The organism is Enterobacter sp. P82, assembly GCF_037053385.1.
Classification (GTDB): Bacteria; Pseudomonadota; Gammaproteobacteria; order Enterobacterales; family Enterobacteriaceae; genus Enterobacter.
The window spans coordinates 155467-168304 of the sequence record NZ_JBALHX010000006.1 but is presented as its reverse complement, the minus strand read 5'-3'; the positions used below and the strand labels follow the sequence as shown (position 1 = coordinate 168304).

The 12838-nt window shown below is 52.4% G+C and carries 10 protein-coding genes and 5 tRNA genes; 1 reads left to right on the top strand and 14 read right to left on the bottom strand.

Going from position 1 to position 12838, the window contains the following annotated elements:
- The 5 genes from WB237_RS20720 to WB237_RS20700 all read right to left on the bottom strand — a co-directional run.
- The coding region (locus WB237_RS20720) for a GTP-binding protein (protein ID WP_227647127.1) at window positions 1-334 on the bottom strand (334 nt) is incomplete at its 3' end.
- 118 nt (window positions 335-452) lie between these two features.
- A tRNA-Thr gene (locus WB237_RS20715) sits at window positions 453-528 on the bottom strand.
- 6 nt (window positions 529-534) lie between these two features.
- A tRNA-Gly gene (locus tag WB237_RS20710) sits at window positions 535-609 on the bottom strand.
- A 117-nt stretch (window positions 610-726) separates the two neighbouring features.
- A tRNA-Tyr gene (locus WB237_RS20705) sits at window positions 727-811 on the bottom strand.
- Between the two features lie 8 nt (window positions 812-819).
- Window positions 820-895, bottom strand: a tRNA-Thr gene (locus WB237_RS20700).
- 317 nt (window positions 896-1212) lie between these two features.
- Between WB237_RS20700 and coaA the strand changes: the two genes are divergently transcribed.
- On the top strand, window positions 1213-2163 hold the full coding sequence (gene coaA, locus WB237_RS20695) for a type I pantothenate kinase (RefSeq protein WP_028018278.1): 951 nt from the start codon (window positions 1213-1215) through the stop codon (window positions 2161-2163).
- A gap of 43 nt (window positions 2164-2206) precedes the next feature.
- Here the strand turns inward: coaA and dppF are convergent, their stop codons facing one another.
- From dppF to WB237_RS20650, 9 genes are all read right to left on the bottom strand, one after another.
- Window positions 2207-3220 carry a dipeptide ABC transporter ATP-binding subunit DppF gene (gene dppF / locus WB237_RS20690; RefSeq protein WP_114978901.1) on the bottom strand — a complete coding sequence of 338 codons (1014 nt, stop codon included), beginning with the start codon at window positions 3218-3220 and terminating at the stop codon, window positions 2207-2209.
- Entirely contained in the window at window positions 3217-4200 is a 984-nt protein-coding gene (dppD, locus tag WB237_RS20685; protein ID WP_013094994.1) for a dipeptide ABC transporter ATP-binding protein, read from the bottom strand. Before dppD ends, dppF begins: the two co-directional genes overlap by 4 nt.
- Window positions 4201-4210: 10 nt before the next feature.
- Window positions 4211-5113, bottom strand: a complete 903-nt coding sequence (dppC, locus tag WB237_RS20680) for a dipeptide ABC transporter permease DppC (protein ID WP_336215982.1) — start codon at window positions 5111-5113, stop codon at window positions 4211-4213.
- A gap of 9 nt (window positions 5114-5122) precedes the next feature.
- Window positions 5123-6142, bottom strand: a complete 1020-nt coding sequence (gene dppB, locus WB237_RS20675) for a dipeptide ABC transporter permease DppB (protein ID WP_028018275.1) — start codon at window positions 6140-6142, stop codon at window positions 5123-5125.
- A gap of 161 nt (window positions 6143-6303) precedes the next feature.
- Window positions 6304-7911: a dipeptide ABC transporter periplasmic-binding protein DppA gene (gene dppA, locus WB237_RS20670; protein ID WP_336215979.1), complete on the bottom strand. Its 1608-nt coding sequence runs from the start codon at window positions 7909-7911 to the stop codon at window positions 6304-6306.
- A 620-nt stretch (window positions 7912-8531) separates the two neighbouring features.
- Window positions 8532-8608, bottom strand: a tRNA-Pro gene (locus WB237_RS20665).
- Window positions 8609-8699: 91 nt separating this feature from the next.
- The gene (gene eptB / locus WB237_RS20660; RefSeq protein ID WP_336215977.1) at window positions 8700-10391 is read right to left on the bottom strand and encodes a kdo(2)-lipid A phosphoethanolamine 7''-transferase; all 1692 of its coding nucleotides are present in this window, start codon (window positions 10389-10391) and stop codon (window positions 8700-8702) included.
- Between the two features lie 258 nt (window positions 10392-10649).
- A complete protein-coding gene (locus WB237_RS20655) occupies window positions 10650-11852 on the bottom strand; it encodes an L-lactate MFS transporter (RefSeq protein WP_114978908.1) in 1203 nt (400 codons plus the stop codon).
- 238 nt (window positions 11853-12090) lie between these two features.
- A complete protein-coding gene (locus tag WB237_RS20650) occupies window positions 12091-12789 on the bottom strand; it encodes an autotransporter domain-containing protein (RefSeq protein WP_336215975.1) in 699 nt (232 codons plus the stop codon).
- Window positions 12790-12838 lie beyond the last annotated feature (49 nt).

Below are 12838 nucleotides of genomic sequence, written 5' to 3'. Positions count from 1 at the left end.
GGCCGTCAGTCGCAGCAACAACCAGGATCGCGCCGTCCATCTGCGCAGCACCGGTGATCATGTTTTTAACATAGTCGGCGTGGCCTGGGCAGTCTACGTGTGCGTAGTGGCGAGTCGGGGTGTCGTATTCAACGTGAGAAGTGTTGATGGTGATACCACGAGCTTTTTCTTCTGGTGCGTTATCGATCTGGTCGAATGCACGAGCAGAACCACCGTAGGTTTTTGCCAGAACGGTAGTGATTGCAGCGGTCAGCGTTGTTTTACCATGGTCAACGTGGCCGATAGTACCGACGTTAACGTGCGGTTTTGTACGTTCAAACTTTTCTTTAGACATCGATTGTCCCTCTAAGACACGGATAAATCGGTGATATCACCACATCAACCAGGCGAAATGCCTGAATTGTTGAATACAGTAAAATTGAAACAGAGAGAAACGGGAAGGAGAAGTGAAGTGGTGCTGATACCCAGAGTCGAACTGGGGACCTCACCCTTACCAAGGGTGCGCTCTACCAACTGAGCCATATCAGCACGTATTGGAGCGGGCAGCGGGAATCGAACCCGCATCATCAGCTTGGAAGGCTGAGGTAATAGCCATTATACGATGCCCGCATCCTGAAACTCGGCTACCCAGTTCTTTCTGTAACAAAAAAAGAGATTTCTCTCTTTTTAAGTTTGAGCTGGTTAATTTTTCCAACCAGCTCCGGCGGCATTAACGCTGCCAGAAAGTGGTGGTGGGGGAAGGATTCGAACCTTCGAAGTCTGTGACGGCAGATTTACAGTCTGCTCCCTTTGGCCGCTCGGGAACCCCACCGGACTTGATGGTGCCGACTACCGGAATCGAACTGGTGACCTACTGATTACAAGTCAGTTGCTCTACCTACTGAGCTAAGTCGGCATCAAGTAGCGCGCATTCTATGGATCCCTGCGCAGTCATGCAACTAAAAATTTGCATAAAACGTTCTTTCGCTCACATTTTATGCGAACAGCGCACTGAACGCTGTAAAAGTAGTCATTCGAGGTCAAATATTCAACATATCACGCTGATTTGCACGGTATACACCGTAGCGTGACGGCTTACGCGTAACGCAGCGCTTTCCATCTTTTTTCTTATTATTCCTGTCATCTGGTGTTAACCTCCTGCCCATTGTCCAAAATTAACTGTGTGATGAGCCATGATCCGGCAGTATTGTGCTGGCTCACTGAAGCATGCTTATGAGCAAAAAAGAGCAATCGTTAATGACACCTTATCTTCATTTTAACCGCAGCCAATGGGCTGCCCTGCGTGATTCCGTCCCTATGACGCTGACGGAAGGTGAAATCGCACGGTTAAAAGGGATAAACGAAGACCTGTCCCTGGAAGAGGTCGCGGAAATTTATCTCCCCCTCTCTCGCTTGCTTAACTTCTATATAAGCTCCAACCTGCGCCGTCAGGCGGTGCTGGAGCAGTTCCTCGGGACGAATGGTCAACGCATTCCTTATATCATTAGTATTGCAGGCAGCGTGGCCGTGGGTAAAAGTACCACCGCGCGTGTCCTGCAGGCGCTGCTGAGCCGCTGGCCGGAACACCGTAGTGTGGAGTTGATTACCACCGATGGCTTCCTGCATCCGAACGAAGTACTAAAAGAACGCGGGCTGATGAAGAAGAAGGGCTTCCCGCTCTCTTATGATATGCACCGTCTGGTGAAATTTGTCTCTGACCTGAAATCGGGTGTGCCTCACGTGACTGCGCCGGTCTATTCACACCTGATCTACGATCGCATCCCGGACGGAGATAAAACGGTGGTCCAGCCGGATATCCTGATTCTGGAAGGGCTGAACGTTCTGCAAAGTGGAATGGACTATCCTCACGACCCGCATCATGTGTTTGTCTCCGATTTTGTCGATTTCTCTATTTATGTTGATGCGCCGGAAGATTTACTCCAGAACTGGTATATCAACCGCTTCCTGAAGTTCCGTGAGGGGGCATTCACTGATCCGGACTCCTATTTCCATCACTACGCCCAGCTTTCTGAAGAAGAAGCGGTTAATGTGGCAAGAGGGTTGTGGAATGAGATCAACTACGTGAACCTGAAAGAGAACATCTTGCCAACGCGTGAGCGCGCGAGCTTAATCCTCACCAAGAGCGAGAAGCACGCTGTCGACCAGATTCGCTTACGGAAATAATAAAGCAGAGATAAAAAAACCGGCTGAAAGCCGGTTTTTTGTTTTAAGCATGTGGCTTTTCGCCATTTTCATCCTGATCGACTGCAAAGCAGGCGACCAGTTGACCACCATAATCCTTCAGCTGTGGCTGGAGCTGGGTGCAAGGACCGAAGCGACGACTGCAGCGGGCGTTGAATGCACACCCCGGAGGCGGATTCAGCGGGCTTGGCAACTCGCCCGTCAGCTTAATGCGCTCACGACGTTCATCCGGGTTCAGACGCGGCGTCGCGGACAGCAGCGCCTGGGTATATGGGTGACGAGGATTATTAAAGATCTGATCTTTCGTCCCCTTCTCCACGCAACGCCCCAGATACATCACCATCACTTCATCAGCAATGTGCTCCACCACTGAAAGGTCGTGCGAGATGAACACGTAAGAGAGCCCAAGCTCCTGCTGCAAGTCCATCATCAGGTTCAGCACCTGCGCGCGGACGGAAACATCGAGTGCCGAAACCGGTTCATCGGCAATCACCACATCCGGGTCGAGCATCAGACCACGTGCGATAGCGATACGCTGACGCTGACCGCCAGAGAACATATGCGGGTAGCGATCGTAATGCTCGGTTTTCAGGCCGACTTTTGCCATCATCGCCAGCGCTTTTTCCCGACGCTGCTCCTTGCTGAGATTACTGTTAATCAGCAGTGGCTCTTCCAGAATCTGCCCTACTTTCTTGCGCGGGTTCAATGAACCGTACGGGTTCTGGAACACAATCTGGATTTTCTGGCGACGCAGTTTCTGTGCCTGCGGATCATGCTTGAGCAGATCTTGCCCCTGATAGTAAAGCTCACCGCCGGTTGGCGTTTCAATCATCGTCAGCAGACGGCCCAGCGTCGATTTACCGCAGCCCGACTCCCCGACCACCGCCAGCGTTTTACCGCGTTCGAGGGTAAAGGAGACGCCATCCAGCGCTTTCACCAGGCGCTCAGGGGCAAACAACCCCTTTTTCACCGGGTAGTGTTTTTTCAGGTCGATAGCCTGCAACAGCGGTTGTTGCGTGGTGGCCTGTTGCGTACTCATAGTGTTGGCCTCCCGGCATCATCGAGTGGGTAGTGGCATTTCGACTGACGACCGTCAGCAAGCTGATTCAGCTCTGGCTCTTCTGCCCGGCATTTATCCGTCGCATACGGACAACGCGGATTCAGCAGACAGCCCTGTGGTCGGTCGTATTTACCCGGCACGACGCCCGGCAGTGACGCCAGCCGCGCTTTGTCCTGGGCAAATTCCGGCAGTGCACGTAGCAGAGCCTGCGTATACGGATGACGCGGCGCGCGGAAGATATCGTGCGAACTTCCGGTCTCCACCACCTGGCCTGCATACATCACGATGATTTTGTGCGCCGCTTCGGCCACCAGCGCCAGGTCGTGCGTAATCAGCACCAGTGCCATATTCTCTTTCTGCTGCAGTTCCAGCAGTAGCTCAATGATTTGCGCCTGAATGGTTACATCCAGCGCCGTCGTCGGTTCATCCGCAATCAGCAGTTTTGGCCGACAGGCAATCGCCATCGCAATCATCACGCGCTGGCTCATCCCGCCTGAAAGCTGGTGCGGGTAAACGTCCAGACGCGATGCCGGGTCAGGAATACCGACCTGATTCAGCAGATCGATTGCGCGCTGACGACGGGTTTTCTTATTCCCACCCTGATGCACCTTAATCGCTTCCATAATCTGGAAACCGACGGTATAGCACGGGTTCAGGCTGGTCATTGGGTCCTGGAAAATCATCGCCACTTCCGCGCCCACCAACTGGCGGCGCTGTTTTTCGGAAATGCGCTTCAGATCCTGACCGTTGAACTGCAGGTTTTCCGCCATTACGCGGCCCGGGTAATCAATCAGCCCCATAATTGCCAGCGAGCTTACCGACTTACCAGAACCTGACTCCCCTACGATGCCAACCACTTCGCCCTGATTTACGCTGTAGCTGATACGGTCCACGGCGCGAAACGGGGTACCTTCGTCGCCGAAGTGCACCGATAATTTATCTACATTTAATAACGCCATCTCGTGCCTCTTACTGCTTCAGTTTGGGATCAAGTGCATCACGCAGACCATCACCCATCAGGTTAAATGCCAGCACCGTCAGCAGGATTGCCAGACCCGGGAAGGTGACAACCCACCAGGCGCTTTGTGCGAACTGCAACACGTCGGAGAGCATAGTGCCCCACTCCGGTGTTGGCGGCTGCGCACCCATGCCCAGGAAGCCAAGAGCGGCCATATCAAGAATGGCGTTAGAGAAACCGAGCGACGCCTGAACAATCAGCGGCGCAAGGCAGTTAGGGAAGATATTAACGAACATCTGACGCATCGCGCCTGCACCCGCCACGCGAGAAGCGGTAACGTAGTCGCGATGCACTTCCACCAGCACCGCCGCACGCGTTAAACGCACATAGTGAGGAAGCGCCACGAAGGTCAATGCAAGCGCAGCGTTACCAATCGACGGACCGAAGATCGCCACCAGCACCAGTGCCAGCAGCAGGCTTGGCAGAGCCAGCATAATATCGACGATACGCATGATGATGTTATCAACGATACCACCAAAGTAACCGGCAACCAGACCCAGTACTATCCCCATGATCAGGGACAGCACCACCACCAGGCAGCCAACCAGCAGCGACAAACGTGCACCGTACATCAGACGCGACAACACGTCGCGACCCACATCATCAGTACCTAACAGGTGCGCCAGGCTACCACCGTCCTGCCACGCAGGAGGTGCCAGCAGGGCATCACGGAACTGATCCGCCGGGTTATACGGTGCCAGGACGTTCGCAAACACCGCAATCAGGATCATGATAGAGACATAGACCAGCCCCACCACCGCGCCTTTGTTGCGCTTGAAGTAGTGCCAGAATTCCTGCAGCGGCGTCATTGGAACCGGTGCAGCAACTACTTTATTTTCAGAAACGTGTGACATGATGGCCCCTTACTTCTTATGACGAATACGCGGGTTCACCACGCCGTACAGCAAATCGACCAGCAGGTTAACGAGGATAATCATCGTCGCAACCAGCAGCACACCGCCCTGCACGACCGGATAGTCACGGCGTTGCAGCGCGTCAATCAGCCAACGCCCCAGGCCCGGCCAGGAGAAGATGGTTTCGGTCAGGATCGCACCTGCCAGCAGCGTACCCACCTGCAGGCCGATAACAGTCACCACCGGCAGCATGGCGTTACGCAGCGCATGAACGATGATGACACGCATACGCGTCAGGCCTTTGGCACGCGCGGTACGGATATAATCCTCACCCAGTACTTCCAGCATGGATGAACGGGTCATACGCACAATCACCGCCAGAGGAATAGTACCGAGCACCATTGCAGGCAGGATCATGTGCGCGACAGCATCAATGAAGTTGCCCTCTTCGCCCCAGATAGCCGTATCAATCAGCATAAAGCCGGTCAACGGGTTGGAATCATCGAGGAAGACCATATCGCTGACGCGCCCGGAGACCGGCGTCAGGTTAAGCTGCACCGATACCAGCATAATCAGCATCATGCCCCACCAGAAGATAGGCATGGAGTAGCCGGTCAGCGCCAGGCCTACGGCAGTATGGTCAAAAATGGAGCCACGTTTAACCGCAGCCAGGACCCCAACAGGAATACCCACCGCAGTGGCGAAAATCATGGCGCAGACACCAAGTTCGAGTGTCGCTTTGAAACGTGGCACGAACTCGTCCCACACCGGAAGGCGGCTTTTCAGCGAAATACCCAAATCACCGTGCAACACGCCCCAGATATAGTTGAGGTACTGCTGCCACAGCGGCTTGTTCAGACCAAGCTCAGCCAGCAACTGTGCATGGCGCTCAGGGGAAATACCACGCTCGCCCGCCATAATCATCACCGGGTCACCGGGGATCATATGGACGAAGGCAAAAGTGAGAAGGGTGATACCGATAAACGTGGGGATAACAAGTCCCAGACGTCGGAGGATGAACTGCAACATAACCCGGATTCTCTCTGATGACGCACGACCAATGGCGTGACGTCTGTATTGCTCACAAATGTAAATACCCTCTCCCTTCAGGAGAGGGTTAGGGTGAGGGGATGCATGCACGTCCCTCACCCCTGCCCTCTCCCTGTGGGAGAGGGAGAACACCCTACTTATTATTCAACCGATACGTTTTCGAAGTGGTGTTTGCCCAGTGGATCAACCACGTAACCCTTCACTTCTTTACGCACTGGCTCATACACGGTGGAGTGAGCAACAATCAGCGCCGGAGCCTGATCGTGCATAACAACCTGAGCTTGCTTGTACAGTTCGATACGTTTGTTGTGATCGTCGGTCGCACGCGCCGGCTGAATCAGATCTTCAAACGGCTTGTAGCACCAGCGAGAGTAGTTGGAGCCATCTTTTGCCGCCGCACAGCTGAACAGGGTGGCGAAGAAGTTGTCCGGATCCCCGTTGTCACCGGTCCAGCCCATCATTACCGCCTGGTGCTCACCCGCTTTGGCGCGCTTCAGATACTCGCCCCACTCGTAGGTCACAATCTTGGCCTGTACGCCAATCTTAGCCCAGTCAGCCTGAACCATTTCCGCCATACGGCGTGCGTTCGGGTTGTACGGACGCTGTACTGGCATCGCCCATAGTTCAACGGTAAAACCTTTATCCTGGCCTGCTTCTTTCAGCAGCGCTTTCGCTTTCTCAGGATCGTAGGTGTAGTCTTTAACGTCGTCGTTATAGCCCCACATGGTTGGTGGGATCAGGTTCTTGGCTGCAACGCCCGCGCCCTGATAAACCGCTTTGATGATCGCTTCTTTGTTTACCGCGTAAGTCAACGCCTGACGCACTTTCACGTCATCAAACGGTTTCTTCTCGGTGTTAAAGGAGAGATAGCCTACGTTCAGCCCAGCCTGCTCCAGCAGGTTGATATTCTTATCCTGCTTCATGCGAGCGATATCAGCCGGGTTCGGGTATGGCATAACCTGACATTCGTTTTTCTGCAGTTTTGCATAACGCACAGACGCATCAGGCGTGATGGAGAACACCAGACGGTCGATCTGAGGTTTCGTACCCCAGTAGCCCGGGAACGCTTTGTACAGAATGCGAGAATCTTTCTGGTACTGAAGCAGCTGGAATGGGCCGGTACCGATTGGATCCAGGTCCACTTTTTCCGGCGTACCGGCTTTCAGCATGTTATCTGCATATTCTTTAGACAGAATAGACGCGAAGTCCATCGCCAGGTCAGCCAGGAATGGCGCTTCCGGGCGAGTCAGCACAAACTGCACGGTTTTATCGTCAACTTTTTTCACTTCAGAGATCAGATCTGGCAGACCCATCCCTTCGAAGTATTCATAGCTGCCGCCAGACACTTTGTGGTACGGGTTCTGAGCGTTTTTCTGACGGTCAAAGGAGAACACCACGTCATCGGCGTTGAAGTCGCGCGTGGGTTTGAATTCTTTGCTGTCCTGCCACTTCACGCCCTGGCGCAGGTGGAAGGTATAGGTTTTACCGTCTTCGCTGACGTCCCACTTCTCAGCCAGACCAGGAATAACTTCCGTGGTACCGGTTTTGAATTCAACCAGACGGTTATAGATCGGTACAGAGCTTGCGTCGTACGTCGTACCAGAGGTAAAGAGCTGTGGGTTAAAGCCTTCCGGCGAGCCTTCAGAACAGTAAACCAGGGTTTTTGCCTGTACGCTTGCTGCCACGGTCATCGCCACCAGGCTCAAACCAAGCTTCAGCATCCCTGACTTCTTCAAGGAAATACTCATTATTCTGCTCCAATGTGATGTTTTGCTTTGTTGTGTTACGCCGCCTGACCTTTATTTATTTTTTACCCGGTCCGGTCGGTGATGCCCTAAGGCGTTAAAGGGATGGAGAATCCTTTCAGAAGAGCGTTTGAGTTGCAGCGCAGATCGTCCCTGAAATGCCCCTCATGCCCTACAATCTGTCAACAGAATGTGAAAACGTCAATACAGGTGGCGGGGATTTACGCTGAGTGTGAGAAACCGCAAACAAAGATTAAAAAAACTATGCATGCCAGTTTTCAGCAGGGAAATTTATGCTACTCGCTATCTTGCAGCACAAATATCTTCATATTTTGCAACAACCAGTGATTAACTTTTATTCAGATTGGGTAAATTTTCTTACAAAATGGTGATTATCTGAGCACTAAATTCCACGAACGTTAAAACGCACAGCGAAAAATGCTGATGTTATCCATAAGCAACGCGAAAAAAGATCAATCTATATATAAAAAAATACAATGGATTATGTCACAAAATCGTTAACAGACAGGGAGAAGCAGGGATAAGAGGCGTTTTGGGGAATCTGACTGGTTAAGGCCATAATGCAAAAAGGGCTAACCTTGCGGTTAGCCCTTTTTAGAATGTGGTCGGCGAGAGAGGATTCGAACCTCCGACCCACTGGTCCCAAACCAGTTGCGCTACCAAGCTGCGCTACTCGCCGAATGCGGAGCGCATCTTACTGCTGAGGTGCGCCCCCGTCAATCCCTTATTTTCAAAAAGCCATTCAACTGGCGATATTCTCGCCAGGCGAGCTACTGCGCGGCTTTGGAGGTGCGGTCAGGGAGTTTGCACCAGTTGTTATTTTCGTTAATACCGCCATCTGGTGAGATGTAACCCAGGCAACCTAAAATGGTGTCATACAGCTCAACATGACGACGCGGCACCTTCATATCAGCCTCTTTCTTCAGTTGAGCAAACATCTTCGCTTTCTCCGGATCTTCCAGATACTTGTCAGACATCCACACAATCATTGGCACGCGGAACTGCTCCGGCGGAGCCATCTTACGTGGCGTACCGTGCAGGTGCTCGAATTCATTGATGGATTCACCGTGGTCCGCGGCATAGAAGACAATCGCTTTCTTATCACGGACCTGGTCAATCACCGAATCAATAAAGTGATCCACATACGTCACTGAGTTGTCGTAAGAGTTTATCAGCTGCGCTTTAGAACAGTCTTTATCCACACCGACGCACTCCGGCGTCCATTTGGCAAAGTTACGCGGGTAGCGCTGGGTGTAGTTAAAGTGCGACCCTTTGGTGTGCAAGATGATCATATGTTTACCATCGGGATTTCCGTTCAGAGACAGTTTCATCTCATCAATCAGCAGCATGTCATCGACAGGCTTACCACGGTTACGCGCCTCCGCACCAATCTGCTCGCGATAAGAAATGTTCTGCGCCATGGTGTTGCTGTAGAACCACATTTCGCTCTGCATCGCATAGAGGTCTGACGTAAACCCAAGCTGATGCAGCACCGAGAAGACATTTTGCTCTTTCAGGGTACGTTGTGGGTTATCGCTCGCCCCACCCTCGCGTACAAACATGCAGCGCAAGGAGAGCTTGGTGGCGGTGTCACAGGAATAACCACGATAGGCAATCAGGTTTTTCTCCTGCGCCATTTTAGGTGTGGTATCGCGGTCATAGCCAAGAATACCCATATGATCCCAGCGCGTGGTTTCCCCGATAATAAAGACGACATAGGTATCGTCGATATCTTTTGGCGCGACATAAGTGAATTTCTTCGCCGGGTTAATCAACGATTTATTATCAGAAGACTCATCCACCTGCGCCCATGCGTACAGCCCCAGCGCGGAGATCCAGTTAGACGGCAAATAAGAGTTAGCGACCACACCGCCGTAGCTTGGCAGATCCACGCCAGAGGTACGCTCATCATATTTCTGCTTCACTTCCAGCAGACGAATGGGACCCCAGACCATCAGACCGGCCAGCAGAACTATCGCAACGCTTCTGAAACGTTTTCCAGGTGTGCGGATCTGGTGAACCAGCGTATACCGGCAACGGTTGCTCCAGATAAGGAGCAGCGGCAAGGCACTCACGGCCACCAGCCAGAGTACAAAATGCAGCCCAACCACTTCTTTAGAGAGATCGATGTCCGTGGTCATCACCGAGGCGATAATACCGTAGCCGATGACAACGTTCATAAAGGTCATGTAATAGCTGGCCCCTGCCGAGCACAGCACGATAAACGTCGCCAGCACTCGCCAGACACGACGGCCAAATAGCGTAAGAATACGGAATAAAAAGAAGGTAACCAGTACAGCAGCGACCAATTCGACAACCGCTGCAATTCCTTTCCAGACGGTAAAATCTTGCGCGTATCCGTCGAACCGACGGAAAAACACTGCGCCATTCATAAACAGGCCGATGTACAACGCCAGCAAAAAGCACAGCTTTTGTTGCGCCATCGATTTAATGTATTTCATGCAATCTACCCGGAAAAAGGGACAGTACCGCCGCCCACTTCAATATAAAAAGTGGACAGATTAGACATACGCTCAGGGGATCGTTCAATGAAACGACTACAAGCGTGGTAAGTAGACCACAGGGAAGGGAAAAAGTGGCAGCAGAGTGTGTGATCGGTACAGTTATTTACAAAAAAGCAGACCCAGAATCCGACAAATGCGTCTAAAGGCAATATTGTGCGATAAAAAAGGCCGGATGACCGGCCTTTTTCTTCGTTGTCAGGCATGCGCTTCTTTAAAGACTTCCCGCTGCGGCTGACGAATCGTCGTAGACAACGCCAGCGAAATGATCAGCAAGGCGAAGATCACGCAGAAGGTCACATAGAACCCGCCGAACAGTGAGGCTATCAGCGAACCGCAGATACTGCCGATCCCGAAGCCAAGATAGATAACACCGTAGTTTTTCGCGAGATTGTTAAGACCAAAGAATTCGCTCACCAGCGACGGGAAGACCGTAATGGTGCCACCGAAGTTGAACGCAACGCAGGCAATCGCCGCGAAGAAGGTTGTTTCATTCAGAGGCGCGAACAGGAGCGCCGCCATGCCCACCAGCGAAACAACCTGGCCAATCGTAATCACACGGATACGGGCGATTTTGTCAGACAGAATACCCAGCACCAGACGCCCGGAAAGGTTGGCAATGGAGATCACAGTCACCGCATTCGCAGCCGTTGCCGCATCCAGTTTCACCATTCCCTGAGCGATATCTTTCGCCACACCGATGACGTACAGACCACTCATGCAGGCCGTCAGGAACATCACCGCCAGCATCCAGTACTGCGGTTTACGCATAGATTGCGCCAGGGTGAAATCATTCTCCACCACACCATTCACGGATTTAACCTCCTGCTGAGGCGCATCTTTCATCAGCGTAGCACCAAAGAGGATCATGACCAGAACGATAACCCCCCAGATCATGAAGGTTTTTTCGAGACCAACGGAAGCCAGCAGATGAGAATCGATAAATTTAAAACCGAGGCTGCCCAGGCCATAAGAACCGATGGCAAACGCAGAGATAAGGCCTTTACGTTCCGGGAACCACTTTACGCAGTTCGAGAGGGTCAACAGGTAGCCTGCACCATCTGCCAGGCCCACCAGCACGCCAGCACTCAGCCACAGCATCATCAGGTTATTGGAATGCGCGGTCAGGAAAAAGCCCACGCCCAGCAGAATGCCGGAGGCCATGGTCACACGCTTCACGCCAAAACGCTCCTGCAGCTTGCCCGCAACTGAAGATGAGAGCGCCAACCCGAGACTCAGCAGGCCAAAAGAGAACGCAACCTGGCTGACAGGGGCGCCGAGTTTATCGGAAAGCGCACTGTTAAACAGGCTCCAGGTATAGACCGAACCCAGCGCAAACTGGGTGACGATGGTGCCAAAGAGCGTTAGCCAGCGCGTACGGTTATAAGTTGATGTGTTCATGGCAGTTGTCCTGCAAGAGAAATTAAGGAAGTTCGCTGAGGACAACGATAAACAAAACCTTAAAAGACCTGGGGTAAAACGGCATGAAATGCAGGAAGAATGGAATGAAATGCCTGGAATCAGGAATGAATGACCTTGTGGGGGAATGAAGCGATAGCGTGTTAGTACCTGCTATCGCTACAACCCCTGTGGTTGTTGTATTTGAGATGTTATCGTAACGTTTAAAAAAGTAACAACTCTAAAAATTCGCGTTCACACCCAGAGTGTACATAAATTCCTCACCTGTGGAGGTACGTTCCCCCTGAGCGAGCGACGCATAGGCCGCTACATGCGTGTTAAACGGAATATCCGTACCGACGGTGACATCCATCCAGTTCCCGTTTTGCGCCGGGGCTGGCGTTTGTGGCATGCCAAACTGAGATTTCCACTGGTTTTCACCATACTGCTGGTTATAGCTGATCTGCGCCCAGGGACGAAGGTCGCCATATTGGGTATTCACGCGCCAGCCCAGCGTGCTAACACTGGCATGCCAGAGTGGGTCAGTGATTGACTGTGTCGACGCGCTATCACCAAATTCATTGATCATCATGGGAGCCGTGCCGTCGTACCGCCACGCCACGACCGGGCCGGTGGTGATATGCGCTGAAATGGGAAAATTCCAGCCCACGCTCATTGCCCCCTCAGTCGTACTGCCAGACGGTACATTCAGGGCAAGGCCTGGCGCATTTTGTGAAGTCTGAATACGCTCAGCAAGAATATCCTCGTAACGCGGTTGGTGATCCGCATCCCATGTATAGCGTTCCGCCGTATGATTTTGGGCGTCTGAAACGATATATTCCTGTTGCCAGGCAGACGCTGTATTACAAAAAAACAGGCAGGCTGAAATTCCCACCAGGCCAGAAGCAGCATGGCGACCACTGATTTTTTTTATCATCATCAACGCGACCCCAGAGAGAGCCGAATTCGGCGATATTTGTCGTTATTCA

What these genes read in the sequence shown, in the direction of transcription:
- WB237_RS20650 (WP_336215975.1), bottom strand. Translation starts at nt 12,789, where the DNA reads ATGATGATAAAAAAAATCAGTGGTCGCCATGCTGCTTCTGGCCTGGTG.
- eptB (WP_336215977.1), bottom strand. Translation starts at nt 10,391, where the DNA reads ATGAAATACATTAAATCGATGGCGCAACAAAAGCTGTGCTTTTTGCTG.
- coaA (WP_028018278.1), top strand. Translation starts at nt 1,213, where the DNA reads ATGAGCAAAAAAGAGCAATCGTTAATGACACCTTATCTTCATTTTAAC.
- WB237_RS20655 (WP_114978908.1), bottom strand. Translation starts at nt 11,852, where the DNA reads ATGAACACATCAACTTATAACCGTACGCGCTGGCTAACGCTCTTTGGC.
- dppF (WP_114978901.1), bottom strand. Translation starts at nt 3,220, where the DNA reads ATGAGTACGCAACAGGCCACCACGCAACAACCGCTGTTGCAGGCTATC.
- dppA (WP_336215979.1), bottom strand. Translation starts at nt 7,911, where the DNA reads ATGAGTATTTCCTTGAAGAAGTCAGGGATGCTGAAGCTTGGTTTGAGC.
- dppC (WP_336215982.1), bottom strand. Translation starts at nt 5,113, where the DNA reads ATGTCACACGTTTCTGAAAATAAAGTAGTTGCTGCACCGGTTCCAATG.
- dppB (WP_028018275.1), bottom strand. Translation starts at nt 6,142, where the DNA reads ATGTTGCAGTTCATCCTCCGACGTCTGGGACTTGTTATCCCCACGTTT.
- dppD (WP_013094994.1), bottom strand. Translation starts at nt 4,200, where the DNA reads ATGGCGTTATTAAATGTAGATAAATTATCGGTGCACTTCGGCGACGAA.